The organism is Pseudomonas folii, assembly GCF_014357575.1.
GTDB lineage: Bacteria > Pseudomonadota > Gammaproteobacteria > Pseudomonadales > Pseudomonadaceae > Aquipseudomonas > Aquipseudomonas folii.
The window spans coordinates 12199-30203 of the sequence record NZ_JACONW010000004.1 but is presented as its reverse complement, the minus strand read 5'-3'; the positions used below and the strand labels follow the sequence as shown (position 1 = coordinate 30203).

The following is an 18005-nucleotide window of genomic DNA, read 5'->3' as shown; positions in this document are numbered from 1 at the left end:
CTGCTTCGCACGAGTACAACGTCATGTTTGAACGGTTGATCCAATTCGCAATCGAGCAGCGCATCGTCGTGATGCTTGCCGTGTTGCTCATGGCAGGGCTCGGCATTGCCAGCTACCAGAAACTGCCCATTGATGCTGTGCCTGACATCACTAACGTGCAGGTGCAGATCAACACCTCAGCGCCCGGTTTTTCGCCGCTGGAGACTGAACAGCGCGTGACCTTTTCCATTGAAACCAGCATGGCAGGCCTGCCAGGGCTGCAACAGACTCGTTCCCTGTCGCGCTCGGGCCTGTCGCAGGTCACGGTGATTTTCGAAGACGGCACGGACCTGTTCTTTGCCCGCCAGTTGGTGGGCGAGCGTCTGCAAATTGCCAAGGATCAGTTGCCTGAGGGCGTCGATGCGGTCATGGGGCCGATTTCCACCGGGCTTGGCGAAATTTTTCTGTGGACGGTAGAGGCGAAGGAGGGCGCGCTGAAGGAAGACGGCATGCCTTACACCCCGACCGATCTTCGGGTGATTCAGGACTGGATCATCAAGCCGCAATTGCGCAATGTGCCAGGCGTCGCCGAGATCAACACCATCGGTGGTTTTGCCAAGCAGTATCAGATCGCGCCTGATCCGAAAAAACTGGCCGCGTACAAGCTGACCTTGAACGACCTGGTGGCCGCCCTCGAACGCAACAACGCCAATATCGGCGCGGGCTACATCGAGCGCGGCGGCGAACAATTGCTGATTCGCGCGCCGGGTCAACTGGGCACGGTGCAGGACATTGCCAATATCGTCATCGCTAACGTCCAGGGCACGCCGATCCGGGTCAGCAGCGTGGCCGACGTGGACATCGGTCAGGAGTTACGGTCTGGCGCTGCCACTGAAAACGGCCGTGAAGTGGTGCTCGGTACGGTGTTCATGCTGATCGGCGAAAACAGCCGCACGGTTTCCCAGGCCGTCGCCGCCAAACTGGCTGATATCAATCGCTCATTGCCCGAAGGTGTTGAGGCGATCACGGTGTATGACCGGACCAATCTGGTTGAAAAAGCCATCGCGACCGTGAAGAAGAACCTGATCGAAGGAGCCATCCTGGTCATCGCGATTCTGTTCCTGTTCCTCGGTAATATCCGTGCTGCGTTGATCACCGCCATGGTAATTCCGCTGGCCATGCTGTTCACCTTCACCGGAATGTTCACCAATAAAGTCAGTGCCAACCTGATGAGTCTCGGCGCGCTGGACTTCGGCATCATCGTCGACGGCGCAGTCGTGATCGTCGAAAACGCTATCCGCCGACTGGCTCACGCCCAGCAGAAATACGGGCGGATGTTGACCCGATCCGAGCGCTTTCATGAGGTGTTTGCAGCGGCCAGGGAGGCGCGTCGTCCGCTGATTTTCGGCCAGTTGATCATCATGGTTGTTTACTTGCCGATCTTCGCCTTGACGGGTGTTGAAGGCAAAATGTTCCATCCGATGGCTTTCACGGTGGTGATTGCGCTGTTGGGCGCCATGATCCTGTCGGTGACGTTCGTACCGGCGGCCATTGCCATGTTTGTAACCGGCAAGGTCAAGGAAGAAGAGGGCGTGGTGATGCGCACTGCGCGCCTGCGCTACGCACCGGTTTTGAAGTGGGTACTGAGCCACCGGTCGATAGCATTCTCTGTCGCTGTGGTGCTGATTGTGTTGTCCGGATTTACTGCGAGTCGCATGGGCAGTGAGTTCATCCCAAGCTTGAGTGAGGGCGACTTCGCGTTGCAGGCGCTGCGCGTTCCAGGCACCAGCCTGACCCAGTCGGTGGACATGCAGCAGCGTCTTGAAAAAGCCATTGTCGAGAAAATGCCGGAAGTCGAGCGGGTGTTCGCCCGGACAGGTACGGCAGAAATCGCTGCGGACCCCATGCCGCCGAACATCTCCGACAGTTACGTGATGCTCAAGCCGCAAAGTGAATGGCCAGATCCTGGCAAGTCTCGCGAGGCATTGATTGCTGACTTGCAGCAGGCCGCTGCGACGGTGCCAGGCAGTAACTACGAGTTGTCGCAGCCGATTCAGTTGCGCTTCAACGAGTTGGTTTCGGGGGTGCGCAGCGACGTTGCGGTGAAGGTGTTCGGCGATGACATGGCAGTGCTGAACCAGACTGCCGCGAAAATCGCTGCGACCTTGCAGAAGGTGCCGGGCTCGTCCGAGGTCAAGGTCGAGCAGACTACGGGGCTGCCTGTGCTGACGATCAATATTGATCGTGACAAGGCCGCACGTTATGGCCTCAATGTGGGCGACGTTCAGGATGCCATTGCCATCGCGGTAGGCGGGCGCCAGGCGGGTACTCTTTATGAGGGTGATCGTCGCTTTGACATGGTGGTGCGATTGTCTGAAACGCTGCGAACGGATGTGGCCGGACTGTCGAGCCTGCTGATCCCTGTGCCTGCTATGGCAAGCAGCGTTAATCAGCAGATCAGCTTCATTTCGCTGTCTCAGGTGGCGAGTCTGGATCTGGTGCTGGGGCCGAATCAGATCAGTCGGGAAAACGGCAAGCGTCTGGTCATTGTCAGCGCTAACGTACGCGGTCGCGACCTCGGCTCGTTTGTTCAAGAGGCGGGCGAGACCATCGAACGCGACGTGCAAATTCCGGCGGGATACTGGACCAATTGGGGCGGCCAGTTTGAGCAGTTGCAGTCCGCTGCCAAGCGTTTGCAGATCGTGGTTCCGGTGGCGCTGCTGATGGTGCTGGCGTTGTTGTTCATGATGTTCAACAACCTGAAAGACGGTTTGCTGGTTTTCACCGGTATTCCGTTTGCGTTGACCGGCGGCGTCATGGCGCTCTGGTTGAGGGACATTCCACTGTCCATCTCGGCGGGAGTTGGTTTCATCGCGTTGTCGGGTGTGGCAGTGCTGAACGGCCTGGTGATGATCTCGTTCATTCGGAATCTGCGCGAGGAAGGGCGTTCGCTGGGCGATGCGATCAACGAAGGGGCTCTGACCCGCTTGCGCCCGGTGTTGATGACCGCGTTGGTGGCGTCGCTGGGCTTTATTCCGATGGCACTGGCGACCGGCACCGGAGCAGAAGTTCAGCGTCCGCTGGCAACCGTGGTGATCGGTGGGATATTGTCGTCCACCGCGCTGACCCTGCTGGTACTGCCTGCGCTGTACCAATGGGCGCATCGTCGGGAAGAAGAACCGACCTAGTCCAGGCGTTGGAAGTGAGAGCCCGCGGCAGGTGACTGTTGCGGGCTTTTTTATAGCGTCTGGCTACCTCTGTAGCAAAGACGAAGCCTTGGTATAGTCACCGCTCATTGCGTGCCAGGAGACGTTGCAGAATGTTAAAGCTTAATTCGTTTCGCGAGACAGTAGAGGCTATCGCTGCATGCTCTGATGATCGGGATGTATGGAACCGATACGCCTGGGTCTACGTTCAGGGCGACACCGCACTGTTGGACAGTCGCTTCTACCTGCTCACGCGCCTTGAGGACGATTGTCGCGCGTTTGAGCCTGGCGCCCAGTACGATCTGTCGTCGTGCCTGGAAGCGGCTACATTTGCAGACGTGTTGTCTGTACAGAAGCGACAGCAGCCGCACTCCAGCCTGGAGGACTACGCCATCGCCCTTGCGCATTACTCTGAGCAAGATGCCTTTCTGGAGGTGCCCGGTGGTGACGACCCAAAGGCAGCAGAACCCGGTTTGGCGCGGGACTTGTATGCCGAGTACGATCTTTTTCTGGCTGAATGTGCGCCTGAGCATTTGAGTGTCGCGGCGCGGGAGGTCAGCGCCGTTCTTGAAATCAACATTGCCAGCGCGCTAGCGGGATGTCGGGCGTTGCCCTTGTGCCTGGGAGAGCGTATCACCGGCGATCAGTGCCTGCAGATCGAAGCGCGTTTTTCCGCGGTCGCGATTCCGTTGCAGCGAGTGACCCACCGCTCATTTCCCTGGCAGTAAGCTGGCGTCAGGTTTCCCGGCGAATGAACTGGTAGTCGTAATCAATCAGTAGTTGCAGATAGTGATCGAAGCTTGGCGCAATCACTTCATAGTTATCCGGGTCATGCAGAAAGCGCATGACCTGACCCACTGTGCCGCCCGGGGCCGGATTGAAGTCGATATACAGTCTCGAAGTGCCCCCATTGTTGAGACAGTTGGAAAAGCAAAGCCGCTCGTTCATGCCCACCGTGCGGTCAATGCCTTCTCCGGCCAGCTCGCCTTCCTCATCCGGCCAGCCTTCATAAATTTCTGCGATGCTTTCGGTACAAGGGCCGTTAGCTTCGGCAAGTATGTCTTCTACCGAATTCAGGTAGTAAGGAAAACGGGCCAGGTCGGAGCCCAGTATCAGCACTACGAACTCGGCGTCCGGATATTCCCAATGCGTGCCGTCGAAATGGCCAAGCAGTTGTAACAGGCTTGCCGGGCACAATGGATAGCGCTCGGTGAGCCGCTGCAGGTCTGCCGCAGAAGCGCCGTGTGCATCTTTCAGTTGATCGAGATCTTCGGCAGGTAAGGCCTGGCGCAGACCGGCGAGATAAGTGTCGACGAGGCTCATGATGGAGTGCCTTGAAAAGAAAAACTGAATTCAGGTTGCCACATTTGTCGTTCAGGGGGAGGGCAGGAAAACCCTGGATTCACAAAGACATCAGTAGTCTTCAGCCTCGAAAACGAAGGCGTAGTTGTCATCAATCAACTGTTGCAGGTAGTGATCGAAGCTCGGCGCAATCACCTTGTAGCTGTCGGGGTCGTGAAGGTAGCGTACGACCTGACCCACATTGCCGCCGGGGGCTGGATTGAAGTCGATATACAGTCTGGAACTGCCGCCATTGTTCATGCAGTGCGAGAAACACAGCCGTTCATGCATGCTCAGCGTTATGTCGATCCCGGGGCCGACGAGGTCGGGTTCGTCAAGATAGCCTGCATAAATTTGCTCAATGCTTCGGGTGTAAGTCTCAATTTCTTCAAGGATCTGATCGACCGAACTGAGGTAGTAGGGGTACTCGAATACATCGGAGCCCAGTATCAGGACCATGACTCTGCCGTCCGGATAATCCCGGTAATGCGTGCCGTCGATCTGGCCGAGCAATTGAAGAAGGCTTGCCGGGCACAACGGATAACGATCGGTGAGCCGCTGCAGGTCAGCCGCTGAAGCGCCGTGTGCATGTTTCAGCTCATTGAGTTGTTCGGCTGGTAAGGCTTTGTGCAAACCGGCGAGGTAGGTATCGACGATGCTCATGATTGAAGTCCTTGTATAGCTATTGAATATTTCGGTATTCGCGTTTTCAGCTGGAGGGTGACTCCATCCATGTCCTGAACTCATCGGCTTGCTCTGGAGTGTTGAGAGCGTTCATCCAGGCAATCTCGTCTTCCGGGCATTCAAAGTCAGAAACCGCAAACACATAAATGGCATCGTCGAACGTCGTCGTCAGCTTTTTCAGGGCGATGACACATTGCTCGAATATATGTTTGCGATGTGCCACGAAATTGTCCTCGGTGGTCGCGTCGGCCAGATCCCAGAGCATTTTGCATAAATCCTGGAAGTAATCGTCGGCGTAGGCTTCGTGGCTCCATTCGGCGGGATACCACTTGAAGTATTGCCAATCATCGGAGTTTTCAGCTATGACACGTTCCAAATGGTCTTGAGTGTTAAAGGCGGGTACCAGTGTTCGCGCATCGCCGTCGGAATAAAGCGCGAATCCGCAGACCTGTGCGTTCGGGAAGTCCGCTCGAAACTGTTCGATGGCGCTCATGGACGCCTTCAGGACATCTCGTTGAAACTGCTCGATATTCAAAGTCGACATGGTTTTCTCGTGGCGGGTTATGGCTAACGATCATCGTTCATCAGCGCGGGTCTGGCTGAAATTCCATGAACGCGTCGTTTTGGTAAAAGAACTCAAAGGCCTGGAAGTAGTTCTCCAGCGATGCGTGAGTCAATTGCTGGTCGGCGTTGAAGATGACGTCCTCGATCATGGCCTTTTCCAGTGTCGCTACCCAACCTTCACTGGCCACCTGCGGGGGCAGGTAATCGGTGGAATCCGGAGCGAAATCCCGGCTGTCCAATGAGAACGCGCCGCGGGTATCCAGCGTCCATTGAGTCGCTGGCAAGTAGAACCAGCTGTCAGGCATGTCTGCGATATTCTGCAGTACTTCGCGAATGCTGTAAGTTTTCATGAGGCCCTCACGTCAGGCTGTTCAATCCGTTGTATCAAACCACTCCGTCAGGCTGAAAAACAATCACAGCCTATGGGGTGAAGTCATTGCTTCGATTAATTCAAGGTTGGCTGGCGCTGTCGAAGGAGTTGCTGCGGCCTGCTCCAGCAAGTTATCGAAAACATGCTGCTCTGCGGCCGTCAGTTCCATTTGTAGGTAGTCAGGGTCGCGTTCGTAATACAGCAAGTCAACGTTTTCCAGGGTCATGTTGATACTGCGCTGCAATAGAGCCGCGTCGTCGGTGACCGCCGCTTCTATCAGATAAAACAGGGCGATAAACGCGTTTTGTGCATAGCTCGCTTCCTGCTCACCGAAGTCATCGGTGTCAGGTATGTGGGCCTCGATCTCTGCGTGCAGGTCGCTGCACTCGCTGGCTCGCCCGGCGACGTACGCCGATAGGCCCCGGCAGAAAAGATCTGCCAGACATTGGTTATAAAGACGATCAAACATCTCGACCAGACGCAGACTTCTGAGCGTATAGCTGGCGATCACCAGTCTTTGCTGTTGCGCGGACAGCGCCTGATAGCCAAGCTTGTGGGTTAGGTCGTGTACGGGTTGCATGTCTTCCATTCGGTTACGCTCAGTCCTCTTCAACGACAGCTTTGATCAATGCCTCAAGGGATGAAAAAACCGCTGCGTCATCGATGAAAGGATCTCCCGAGTCCTGCAGGTAAAACCGGGGCTCTGCGGAGCGCTCCAGTAATACAAAGCGACCGCCGGAGTCGTCACCAATCAGCAGGTGATCAGGAAAATACTCCGCTATTTCGTAGGTCTGTTGGCGTTCAGCGATCATGTCCGTGGAATAAATCTGCACAAGGTCTTCGATCATCGCGCCGTCGCGCTGCGCCCAGAATCCGGTTATCCATGCCTCCGGTTTTATACCGCACTGTTGCATGGCCATAGCGATGTCTTCAGCACTCGCAGGCGGATTTTTGTCGGTGTAGAGCAGGCTCATTGGCGTCCACTCATTGAGTTGGATTAAAAGACTGGGGCGGCCACTGAATATAAGATCAGCCCCACGTGTTCATTCAAAAAAGAACTTCATAAAGCCATCCACGTCGGCGCCCTCAACATGACTCACTACGTCTCTGACTCTATCCAGAAAGGCAGGTTTGGGACTCAGGTCGTCGTCGAGGGTGTCATCGTTGAATTCCTGCAATTGCACCGTGATCCCGGCTTGTAAGGCGTTGAGCAATGAAACGATATCTGAAGCGACCTTGAACGATCTTTTCTGAATCGATCCGTAAATGGCAGAACAGGCATCGTGGCGGTCATAAACCAGCACATCGCCGTTGCGATCCGCGAAGACAGTGAAGCCTTCTTTCCAGCCCCACGCAGGGTCGTCATTGTCTGTGACATTCCAACCTTGCTGTGCTTTTTCCAGCCTCAGTGGACCATAAAGTTCCAGACCGAAATCTGCGCCTATCATGGGTTCAGCCGAGAGGTCTATGCGCTCGAAATACTTGCGCATGAGGCCCGCTTGCGGGCTCTCGGCGATGGCCGGAAGACTAGCCGGGGCGGCGTTAAAGGTGAGATGCCCGAGGGAATCAGGCCACGCATTGAATTGCACCACAAAACGTTCAAATGCCTGCAACGACTCATCCATGCTATTTCCCACTGACAGTAGGTTGATGTCGAATAAACGTCATGCTCCTCGCCAGGCTCGTTCAAATAATATGTTCGGGCCGCCCGGCTGCATTCCAGGCCGCAAAACGTGCATCCATCGCGGCAGACAGTTGGTCGTAATGGGCCCAGCTGTCCTCAACGCTGTAGAGGGTTTTAATGCTGACGCCAAAGGTCAGCAGGTAGTCGTCGACGTAACGGCTGTCGTTGTTCAAACCTTCGTAGTAGGCAACGGCAAATGCATTGCCGGTTTCAGAGAACTCCTGGTCGGTCAGTTTTTCATCCAGTACGGTCATTAGAAACTGTGCCCCGGTGAGGGTGCGATCCTTGAGTCGGGCGAGCCCGCTCTCGGCGTCTTCTTCCAGTTCTTCACTGGCCAGGTCATTCATCAGCATCCAGGCGAGAAACATGCCGATATGAGTGGCGCCAGCAGCTTTTGGCAGATGCTTGGGGAAGGTGCCCAGGTAGTGCCAGGAGGCATCGTCGTATTTCATGTGTTGCTCCAGTCATAGCGCAGGTCGGGGGCTCTTCAATCACTGGATGCTTATGTCCGCAACGAGTTCTCTCGGTGACCCTGAGCGCAGCCAGCGCTAAAGTTTATCCAGTTTTCAGCCATCAACCTTTAGTCAGCAGGGTGCCGGGCATGTGCAGTTGTACATAGCCAATGACACACAGCATCGACACGCCAAACAGCCATTGCAATCGGCTGAGTCCGGCAATCCGATAGATCGCCTGCAATGGCTTTCGCCAGCGGTACTGACGGTCTGTCGGCGCGGTACCGGCAAACCGCAGCAGGCCGATGACTCCGGTCAGCACATAAGCCGCGAGGCCGAGTATCCCGAGCAACTTCCATATTAGAAATCCGAGTGCTAGATAACCGCCGCTGTTACGGATCACCAGGTATCGACGATCCTTGATCAGCTTGTGTCGTACACACCACAGGCTGACCTGTAGGTCCACGTCATACAGGTATTGCGTCAGCGACGCCCAGTGGCTCAGTAACCATTTACCGACGTAAGCCGCCAACACGCCGCCCGCAATATAGAGTGGCAGCAGGATTATCGTGACCGTGAACATGAAGTCGGGTTGATCCATGCTGTTCAGTATCAGGGCGAGGGTGATGACGCAGGCGCTGCGTTTCAGCCCGTAGGGCGGCGCCTGGTGTGCCACAAGTGCCTTCCAGAACCTGGGGTTGTGGTTAGGGAATATTCCCAGCAGGTCAGGGTACTGACTGGCAAAGATCTCAGACAGTTGTTCGCAGGCGTGCCAGTCTGCCTCGACAAAATCAGCAGCCAGTTGCGCTTGCCGGGCCGGGTCGGTGCAGAGCAGGAACAGAGTGGCGGCATTGGCCCGCGCACTGGGTTGTTGTTCGCGCAGTTGCATGAGGGCGCGCAGTTCGTTGAGCCAGGCTTGTTGCTCGCAGCGCCGACGCAGGTATTGCCATTGCCCATCCGCAATGGGCACCACTGCCGTTTCATTGTCCCAGCCGAACAACTCACAGACGCGCCGGAACAATGCAGGTGTCCAGATTTCAGTATTTAGAAACAGATTCAGGACATGCACCTGCAGTGCCTGACGGCGTTCGAAATCACTGAGCCAGCCTTGACGACTGTGCTGCTCCAGGCAGTCGAAAAAATACGCGTCTTCGCCTGCAGCCATGTGCTGATCAAGGCGCTGATAAAGCGCTGCGGTGAGGGCAAAGGCAAGCCGTTGTTGCTGAAACTCACCACCTATGATCTGCTGCCACGGCGTCAGCCATTGACGCTTTTCCAGACCCCACTTCAATAGCGCAGTGTGCGCTTCAGGGTCGTCTGCACAGCGCTGGAACAGCAGGCGCTCGAACTCAGGCCCACAGCCTTTGGCCGAGGCTTTATCCCAATACTGCTCAACGTCTGCGTCATCAAATCCGGAGAACAGCTCGACGGCTTGCTGGTAGGGTGAAGGTGTCGGGTTGAGAGGCTCATGCGGGTGGCTTCTGACAACAAAGGGTTCAGCCATGAAGTCAGCAGCAGCTTGCTCGCTCTCGTCCAGGCCGCCATCACGCATGATCTGCAAGGCTTGCTCATACGCTTCACGCAGCCGCTGGAAGGCCACCGGATCTTCGTCCGGGCGCGTGGTCTTTAGCTGTCTGGCGTACTGGCGCTTGATGCTGCGCTCATCGGATCCGGCAGGCAGGCCCAGTATTTCCCAGCAATCGAAAGTCGACACCATGGCTCAGTATCCGCCGCCTCTTTCCAGCCGCGCGATGCGCTCGCTCAGGTCACTACGGGCCTGACGAATGATGTGTTCGTCCTGAGTTGCCAATGCCTGCTGAAACCGATTTGCACAGCGGTCAATCTCCTCACGAAGATCGCCCAGGCTCTCCTGATACATGCGCTCCAGACGGGCCACCAGCAGGGTATTGATTTGCTGATCACGGGGATGCACTTTCAGTTCGGCAAGCGCTTGCAGACGCTCGGCAATTTCTTCGCTGCTCAATACGCCCGGGTTATTTTCGATGACCAGTACATGCTGCTCGCCGGTCAGGGGAATGCTGACCTGACATTCCAGAATGCCGTTGTTGTCGTAGGTAAAGCGTACGTCGAGATCCACGGGGCCTTTTTGTGGTGGGACGGGAATATCCAGTTCACCCAAGGCAATGTTGTCGCGCACCAGGCGACTTTCGCCCTGGTAAATGCAGACCATCACACTGTCCTGAAAATCATCAACTGTCGACACAGTTTTAACCCGGCTCACCGGGACCGTACTGTTGCGTTCAATAATCGGTAAATAGTGGCCGCCCTCACGCTCCCTGCCGACTCTTTGCGAAATCTCGATGCCCATGGTGTAGGAGCAGACGTCTGTAAGTATCACTTCCTCAAGTGCAGCACTGCGTGATTTCAATGCAGCCTGTATGGCTGCGCCGTGGGCCACGGCTTCGTCAGGGTTGAGATGAATCGAAGGAAAACGACCGAACAGGCCGGCGGCGAGTTTACGTACCAGTGGCATGCGTGTGGTGCCGCCCACCAGCAATACTTCGTCGAGTTCGTTGATGCGGATTTTGGCATCACGCAACGCGCGTTCGATGGGGTTGCGCAGGCGCTCCAGCAGGGGAGCGAACAGCGTGGTCATATCGTCCTGGGTGAAGACGTGCTTCCACTCTTTGCCACCTACCCGCAAAACGAATTCGCTGTCGTTGTCCTGCCCCAGTGCCTGGCGCACGCGCTCGGCTTCGCGGCGCAGCGGCTGGATGATCGACTGTGGGGCGGGAAAATCAAGCTGGTCCCGTTGGGTCTGGATGAAACGCTCGGCCAGCAACTGGTCGAAGTCTTCACCGCCCAGATAGTTGTCGCCAGCGCTGGCACGGACCTCCACGACGCCGTCGAAGAGCTCAAGAATTGACACGTCAAAGGTGCCGCCGCCCAGGTCGAAGACCAGGAACGAAGTCTCTTTGTCGCGCTGAGGCAAGCCATAGGCCAATGCGGCTGCGGTCGGTTCGTTGATCAGTTTGTCGACTTTCAGCCCTGCCAGTTCACCCGCGATGCGGGTGGCCTTGCGCTGGGCATCACTGAAGTAGGCCGGGACGCTGATGACCGCTTCAGTCACCGGTTCGCCGTAAGCACGCTCAACATCTTCCTTGAGACTGCGCAGTACCAGCGCCGACAGTTCTTCGGGACGAAATGACTGTGTTCCCAACTGAACGGTATGGGCGCTGCCCATGTGCCGTTTGAACAACGCGGCAGTCTGGTCTGGATGAGTATGCAGGCGTTCGCGTGCAGCCTGACCAACCAGTATCCGGCCTTCCTCGTCCAGCCCCACGACCGAGGGCGTCAGGAGACTGCCCAGTACATTGGGCACTAGTACGCTGGCATCGTTATGCCAGACGGCAACCAGGCTGTTAGTGGTGCCCAGGTCAATTCCGACAATCATCAATGTGTTCCCTTATCCCTGGCTCGACGGCGCATTACTGTTAATCAGACTGAGGGCTGTCATGAAGGCATTCTTCCTTGAACGGCACAGGCTGAACGTAGCCATTTGAGATCACGTTTTGAAATGATGGTTCAATACTGGCACGCTTGAGTATTCGGTGGGAGATTCCATGTTTGTCCGCAATCTGATTGACGACGTTGGACCGGCTTTAGGCGGGAAGGCGGTATTTCTGTAGATAAAGATTCAGCGTGTTTCCCGGCCTCTTCCCGGCTGAAGCCGGTCCCACGTCATAAGTGACTCCTGTAAGAGCGAATTCATTCGCGAAGGGCCGGTACATACGCAGTCTGTTTATGGCCTGTGATGCCGCGTCCCGAATAAATTCGGCCCTACACATCGGTCATGAACTTAATATCAGCATCAACCTGTGGAAGTGACGGATGAAAACTGAGGCAAACATTGAAACTTTCAGCCCCGGCGTGGTCATTTTTGACCCGCTCGTGTTGAGCCGTTTTACTGCTGAGCATTGTCCGGATGATTCCAGCCTCTTTGAGGTGTTCATCGAACAAAGCGAAACAGGACGGTTGGCGGTCCAGAGTGGGGCGGTTGTGCCCCTGTATCCGCTGCCCGAAGAAGACTATGTGTTTCGTTTGCGCGATGAGCGAAAGTTGCCCTTTGAACAAGGCAATGAGGCGGTGTTTCGATATGCGGATATTCCACTGAGAGTCATCAGCGGCCTGCTGATTGTTGCCGATCTGCATGCCCTGACGGATTGGGATCCTGAGTTCTTTCTGAATTACAAAGCCCGGCTATCGGACAGCTTGGGCAATAACGACTATCTGGATATTTCACCGGGGCTCTACGCATTGAGCATCACTGGTTTCAGCGAGTTGCATGAAGGCTTCCCACTCAACGTGTATGAGTTGGGTATCAATGCCGTTGAGTCGTTGCCGGTGTTGAGTGATGAGGCGAATTTTGATCAATGGGATTTCAGGATCGACCGGGTATGAGCGAATTGATTTCGCACCCGCTGGAGATTTTTCCTGGGTAAAAAAACATGCGCATCCAGAACTACAGCCCGGTTCATGAGTCCATGACAGGCGTTTGCAAAGATGTGCAGTTTTTAAGGGTGCATCAATAGCCAGAGACAACGGTATTAGCGTCCGGTATACACGCCGGATAACCTCCGGTCTTTATTGATTGTTTACGCTGGCGAGGTGTCAATGGCAGACAGTAATGGACACGTTGCGGACAGCATCCGAATGTGGGTGTGGTCCGGCTTCTATACGTACGAAGAAATCTACGGGATGGTCGATGACATCATTGACGATCACTGTGACGTGGCCGCGCTCAAGGCGTCGATCCTGCCGGAGTTGCAACGCAAGCTTGACGCAGAGCGTGACTGGCCGGAGGTGACTGCCTGCGATCGACTCGATGAAGTGTTCTATCACCTCCATGAAGACGGTATCTGTGCCCTCCAGAATGCAGGCTATGAAGCGTCGGATGGGTTCACGGAAGTGGCCGAAGTGCTTCACGAGGCCCCCGATGATCATTACCACGGCTTTTGCTTTTACCATGGGCAAGACGTCGAGTGCGTTGTTAAGAGCGATGTTCTGTTCATCGCCTTTGGGGCGGTCAATGATGATCCTGCAACGGCTCTCAAGGTGGGGCAACGGTTGGCCACAGTGTTGAAAACTGCTGGGTTTGAAGTCGTCTGGAATGAAACCGTCGAGCGATGTGTGGAAGTTCACAACTTCAAGTGGCAGCGCAGAAGTCCAGTCCCTGACAGTGGACTGGATGCGTTGCCCACCCTTCATTAATGTTTTTATTTATGTATTATCCCCGGACTTTTTCTCGCTAAGGAAGACAATCGATGTCAGTAATCAGGAGTGTTTGGGCAGTACTTTTCAGTGTCTGCCTGTTGGGTTCATCCGTTGCGATGGCTGAAGAAGCCCGCCCGGAAGTCGCTGATAAAATGTTCGCTTACAGCGGCGAGAAGGGCGCGAAGGTCTGGGTCCTGCGCATCGGCGATCGCTCTGCCAATGAGGCGTTGGTGCAGGTAGCGGGTGTTGATCACGAGTGGAATTTGCGCATTCAGAAAATGAAAGTGGAAAAAACCAACAAGGACACACGCTATTCCGTCCAGAAGGACGGCAAGTCCTACGAAGTATTGCGACTTGATCGGGACTCTGGCGAACTGTACTTGCCAGGTGAAAGCCAGGAGCTGCACGTCAGGTACAACGACGAGTTGTCCATGACTGGCCGTCCACAGTGGTTCCTGACTGAGTACCTCGACCAGAAGTAACGGTGTCTGGCCTGATCGCGTCGCGTCTGCGCTCAGGCCTGTTAATACCAGGAGATGTTCTGCTCATTGGGAAAGGTCGATAGCGTGAAGAATTCACCTGAAGCAGCCATGATCTGCGTAGACATGAACGGCAAGGATCCGTTGCTGGATATTCCCTGGCCAGAGATACAAGGCAACCAGGCTGTATTTATCGAGCGGATCAGACTCGAGCAGACAGACCTGGAGATTCTGGGCAGCCAGATTGAAAGGGAACTCTATCTGTTTGGCGGCAAGGTCAGCGACTGTGTCCACCCTGAATATGGTGAATTGTTCCGGGTTCATTACCTGGTCATAGAGAAACAACTGAACAGTGGAACGCTGATTTACCACCCGCTCTCACAAAATGGAGAAGTGACGTACAGCCGCAAAGGGGAGGCCACGCGGCCTGTTTGCGTTGACATGATCAAAAAGAAAGACATTCTCTTTCTACGTCGCCCACCCAGATGGAATGCGTCGGAGGCCAGTATCCCCACCTGTAACGGGCAAATGTTCCATTTCTGTTCACAGGTGTACCTTCCGCAAACCGCGACCAATCGTAAATCCCTGACCTTTGTTACTACCGTGTTCTTATTTGTACACGTGCTGGAGCAGGATGAATTACGGGTGCAGATTTTCGCTCAGGACACTTCGGAGCAAACCGCTGAAGGGCACTATCGGCTGGAAAGCCAGATGATGCGCTTCGAAGAAGACTACAACGATCCAGCGGTTGTTTTGCAGCTCATTCGGGCTGGCAACAAACTCCTTCACGAGTACCTGCTCAACCATCCCAAGGCCAGTAAAAACATGCTGGAGTTGCTGGCAGAGCACGGTAAAACCAAAGCGCTCAAAGCCGAGGCTGTTAAAAGGGCGTTGGCTAAAACCTGATGCTTGAGCCGCGATGCGGTTACGTCGCAAGGTTTCTCGATCAGCCCCTTGCGGGCGATGTCCATTGTATTTAGCCCGTTGGTAAACCTTTAAATGGTGTCTTTTACGGACGCTGCAGGACGCAGAATGTCGTACTCATTTCTGACTCGCCGACGCTCGTTGGTGATGTGGCTGTATGTCATGGTGTCGGGGCATTTGCTGGCGAGCGTGGTGCTCACATGGGCCGCTCCTTCAGGCCTGTTTGATAACTACCTGAGCTCCCTTGAAGAGGTTTTCTGGACCGGCGCGGCGCCGACGTCTGCCCGAGCCCAACAGACGTGGTGGCTCGCGTTGTTTGGTGCGACGCTGCAGAGCTATTCGTTATACATGCTGGCCCTGGTGCACATTGGCAATCGTCAGAAAACACCGATGGTCTGGGGTTGGCTGATCGCCGGTCTGGTGCTCTGGGCGCCCCAGGACATACTGCTTTCCATTCAGGTCGGGGTCTGGTCGCACCTGTGGCTCGACACCTTTGCACTGCTCATGCTGCTACCACCTTTGGTGTGGCTGTATCGCCATGACCGTAATTATCAACGTGGCGCCGTCGCCCAGGGACCCAGCAATGTCTGACCGAATGGGCCCGGTTACCTTGCTTGAGGCGCACACATGAGCAAGCCGCTTCTGTATCTGCTGGCGGGCAACGGCAGTAGCGCCGAGTGGTGGGACGACGCGCTGCCTCACTTCGAGCACTATCAGGTCATCGCCCTGGAGTTGCCAGGTTTCGGCAGCAACCCTCAGCCGCCTTGCGAAGATCTGGCGAGCTACGCCGAGGCACTGTTAACGATGACTGTGAGCGGCAGCGCAATTGTGGCGGTGGGGGTCAATGCCTTGCTGGTGATGCATGCGCTGCAACGTCGCCCGGGGCATTTCTGCAGGAGCGTATTGCTGGCGCCGGTGGGGGCGTTTCTCTGGCAGCGTCGTTTGCCGGCGTTGATGTCGCCACTGCCGATTCGCAAGACCATCCATTGGTTATTGGCCAACAAGCCCGCACTGTTTGCCCGCAAGTTCTCCCGGCAGACCTGGCCCGCCAGTCACTATCAGCGTATGGGTAAAGGGTATGCGCGCTGCCGTTCGTTCGTGCCGTATTGGGATCTGTTGCGGGCCGACACCGCGTTGCCTTTGCTGGAGTGGGTGCAAGACCCGATCGAACTGGTCTGGGGCGATCAGGATGGGGTGTTGGGCATTGAGCAGGCCGCGGCTTGGTCGGCCATTCTGGCCCGCGCTGATCTGACCATCAGTTTGCAGCCAGGATGGGGACATTATCCGTGGATCGATGCGCCCGCCGCGTTTGTACAATGGCTGGAATCGAAGCAGCGCGGATTTGTCGCCCATACCAAGGGTGGGCGCTTGCGTCTGGCTGCCTGCGCGGGGCAACCGGTACCGCCAGCGTTGTCACTGGTAAAAGGTGACGAGTGCGGTCTGTCTGCATTTCTTGTCAGCCAGCCGGATGCCATCTGGGCGGTTCGCTCCTCCAGCTTTGGCGAGGATCAGGCCGACTCTGCGAACGCGGGCCTGAGTACCACTTTCCTGCGCGAACCTGCGCCCAACGTCTCTGCGCGTGTCGCCGAACTGCATGAAGCCGGCGTCGAAGAAGTGGTTGTTCAGCGGTTCATTACACCGGTGCTTTCCGGGATTGCTTTCGTTCGTCACTTGGCCGTCGAGCTGGAGTGGGTTGAAGGCCACCTTGAGTCTCTGGCTGATGGCCAGGCAAGCCCTGAGCGCGCAGTCATTTCCCGTCTGGGTGATTCCTGGAGCAGTCACGCGTTCAAGTCAGCTCACGGTTTGACCCAAGAAAAACTCTGGGACTTTCTGCAAGGTGTATTGCGGGTCTTTCACTATGTGCCGGGCGATGTCGAGTGGGCGTGGGATGGCCGCCAACTGTGGCTGCTGCAGTATCGACCGATCAGTGATTACGGCTGGCGTCGTCACTTGACCGCCGCCAACATCGCCGAGATCCTGCCGCCGCAGCCCAGCCGCCTCGTGGAGCACGCTCAGCGCCGCGCTGCGGGCAGTATTCCGGCAATCATGGCGCGCTGGGATCCTCGGGTATTGCAGGACAACGAACCGTTTACCGCCTTGTTTGGCGGTGCCTCCTATATCAACAATGATCTGTTTCTCGCTCGCCTGGCCGATTGGGGCGTTGCCTCCAGCAGCTACGCCGGTGAAGTCGGTGGCGCAACGCCGCATCTGCCCTGGCGGCCCATGCGAGTGCTGCGTTCGCTGCCACTGTTCCTGCGCATGCAACGCATCGCGCGCGGGCATTTGCTGACGCTGGAAAAGCAATTACAGCGTTTTGACCGGGAACTCGGCACCCTTAAGGCCCAAGGTGCTGATGGCAGGCAGTTGGCCGACTGGTTTACCCGCTTTTATGTGTTTGTGGTGCAGGGCAACCTGTGCATTGCCACCGCACTTGCCAGCAGTGGCGGCGACCTCTTGGGGCGCCCGCCGACCGCCTACCATGACCTTGAACATTGTCCTCATCGGTTGCCGTGGGAAACCGATCCGGCGACTGCACGTCCGGCGCTGACAGACCTGCCGTTGCAGGCATTCCCGGCGTGGTCGAACGCTATAAAACTGGCGCATTGTGCAGGTTTGCCCGGTCTGCGTGGCTATTACTTGCAGGTGCGGGAGTGGTATCGCGATAACCTGATGCGGGTGTTTTTTCGCCTGCATCACGCCATGCCAATGGCTGACCGAGCGTACTGGTTTGCGCCGCATGGGGATGTTCGCAACCGCGCTGGCAGTTTTTGGCAGGACGGCAGTGAGGGAACCGAACACGCCACCGGGTTCATGATTTATCCGGGGCAGGTCCAGGGCGTTCTGGGCGAGGACATTTTGCTGGAAGACACTCTGGACCCCGGGCGTCATGCGCATTATCAGAATGCCCGTGCGGTGATTGCACGCATGGGAGGGCGTCTGTCCCATGGTTCGACCCTGTTGCGTGAGCTGCGGAAACCCTCGGCGGTGATGCCCGATGTCGACCCTGCGTGGCTCGGGCGCGAAGTGCGGTATGTCGATGGTGCGTTAACACTGGTCGAGTGAACAGGCGGGCCAACCCTTGGCGGC

Annotated in this window: 18 protein-coding genes; 8 read left to right on the top strand and 10 right to left on the bottom strand. The window is 56.3% G+C overall.

Annotated features, from left to right (window positions below; all coding sequences use genetic code 11):
- Window positions 1-23: 23 nt before the first annotated feature.
- Together H8S59_RS01880 and H8S59_RS01875 are read left to right on the top strand one after the other, a co-directional pair.
- On the top strand, window positions 24-3167 hold the full coding sequence (locus tag H8S59_RS01880) for a CusA/CzcA family heavy metal efflux RND transporter (protein WP_187520296.1): 3144 nt from the start codon (window positions 24-26) through the stop codon (window positions 3165-3167).
- Window positions 3168-3298: 131 nt separating this feature from the next.
- Complete coding sequence (locus H8S59_RS01875; RefSeq protein ID WP_187520295.1) at window positions 3299-3913, top strand: hypothetical protein; 615 nt, start codon at window positions 3299-3301, stop codon at window positions 3911-3913.
- A 7-nt stretch (window positions 3914-3920) separates the two neighbouring features.
- Here the strand turns inward: H8S59_RS01875 and H8S59_RS01870 are convergent, their stop codons facing one another.
- The 10 genes from H8S59_RS01870 to H8S59_RS01825 all read right to left on the bottom strand — a co-directional run bounded on the left by H8S59_RS01870 (window position 3921) and on the right by H8S59_RS01825 (window position 11695).
- Window positions 3921-4508 (bottom strand): SMI1/KNR4 family protein, encoded by a 588-nt coding sequence (locus H8S59_RS01870; RefSeq protein WP_187520294.1) that lies wholly within the window; start codon window positions 4506-4508, stop codon window positions 3921-3923.
- Window positions 4509-4598: 90 nt separating this feature from the next.
- Window positions 4599-5189, bottom strand: coding sequence for an SMI1/KNR4 family protein (locus H8S59_RS01865; RefSeq protein WP_187520293.1), 591 nt, complete (start codon window positions 5187-5189; stop codon window positions 4599-4601).
- 46 nt (window positions 5190-5235) lie between these two features.
- Window positions 5236-5703, bottom strand: coding sequence for a DUF4303 domain-containing protein (locus H8S59_RS01860; RefSeq protein WP_187520292.1), 468 nt, complete (start codon window positions 5701-5703; stop codon window positions 5236-5238).
- A 91-nt stretch (window positions 5704-5794) separates the two neighbouring features.
- A complete protein-coding gene (locus H8S59_RS01855) occupies window positions 5795-6124 on the bottom strand; it encodes a DUF7716 domain-containing protein (RefSeq protein WP_187520291.1) in 330 nt (109 codons plus the stop codon).
- 63 nt (window positions 6125-6187) lie between these two features.
- A complete protein-coding gene (locus tag H8S59_RS01850; RefSeq protein WP_187520290.1) occupies window positions 6188-6733 on the bottom strand; it encodes a hypothetical protein in 546 nt (181 codons plus the stop codon).
- Window positions 6734-6743: 10 nt separating this feature from the next.
- Window positions 6744-7118, bottom strand: coding sequence for a hypothetical protein (locus tag H8S59_RS01845; RefSeq protein WP_187520289.1), 375 nt, complete (start codon window positions 7116-7118; stop codon window positions 6744-6746).
- A 69-nt stretch (window positions 7119-7187) separates the two neighbouring features.
- Entirely contained in the window at window positions 7188-7769 is a 582-nt protein-coding gene (locus tag H8S59_RS01840) for a hypothetical protein (RefSeq protein ID WP_187520288.1), read from the bottom strand.
- A 61-nt stretch (window positions 7770-7830) separates the two neighbouring features.
- Window positions 7831-8280, bottom strand: a complete 450-nt coding sequence (locus tag H8S59_RS01835) for a DUF7832 domain-containing protein (protein ID WP_187520287.1) — start codon at window positions 8278-8280, stop codon at window positions 7831-7833.
- Window positions 8281-8401: 121 nt separating this feature from the next.
- Window positions 8402-9997, bottom strand: coding sequence for a J domain-containing protein (locus H8S59_RS01830; protein ID WP_187520286.1), 1596 nt, complete (start codon window positions 9995-9997; stop codon window positions 8402-8404).
- A gap of 3 nt (window positions 9998-10000) precedes the next feature.
- Window positions 10001-11695 (bottom strand): molecular chaperone HscC, encoded by a 1695-nt coding sequence (locus H8S59_RS01825; protein ID WP_187520285.1) that lies wholly within the window; start codon window positions 11693-11695, stop codon window positions 10001-10003.
- Window positions 11696-12132: 437 nt separating this feature from the next.
- Here H8S59_RS01825 and H8S59_RS01820 point away from each other — a divergent pair, with 437 nt between their 5' ends.
- The 6 genes from H8S59_RS01820 (at window position 12133) to H8S59_RS01795 (ending at window position 17981) form a co-directional block, all read left to right on the top strand.
- On the top strand, window positions 12133-12702 hold the full coding sequence (locus H8S59_RS01820; RefSeq protein WP_187520284.1) for a hypothetical protein: 570 nt from the start codon (window positions 12133-12135) through the stop codon (window positions 12700-12702).
- Between the two features lie 213 nt (window positions 12703-12915).
- Window positions 12916-13512 (top strand): DUF6891 domain-containing protein, encoded by a 597-nt coding sequence (locus H8S59_RS01815; RefSeq protein ID WP_187520283.1) that lies wholly within the window; start codon window positions 12916-12918, stop codon window positions 13510-13512.
- 53 nt (window positions 13513-13565) lie between these two features.
- Window positions 13566-13997, top strand: a complete 432-nt coding sequence (locus H8S59_RS01810; protein ID WP_095099045.1) for a hypothetical protein — start codon at window positions 13566-13568, stop codon at window positions 13995-13997.
- Between the two features lie 123 nt (window positions 13998-14120).
- Window positions 14121-14900, top strand: a complete 780-nt coding sequence (locus tag H8S59_RS01805) for a hypothetical protein (RefSeq protein WP_187520282.1) — start codon at window positions 14121-14123, stop codon at window positions 14898-14900.
- A 126-nt stretch (window positions 14901-15026) separates the two neighbouring features.
- Complete coding sequence (locus tag H8S59_RS01800; RefSeq protein ID WP_095099051.1) at window positions 15027-15509, top strand: cell division protein; 483 nt, start codon at window positions 15027-15029, stop codon at window positions 15507-15509.
- Between the two features lie 36 nt (window positions 15510-15545).
- Window positions 15546-17981 carry a PEP-utilizing enzyme gene (locus tag H8S59_RS01795; RefSeq protein WP_187520281.1) on the top strand — a complete coding sequence of 812 codons (2436 nt, stop codon included), beginning with the start codon at window positions 15546-15548 and terminating at the stop codon, window positions 17979-17981.
- Window positions 17982-18005: the final 24 nt, after the last annotated feature.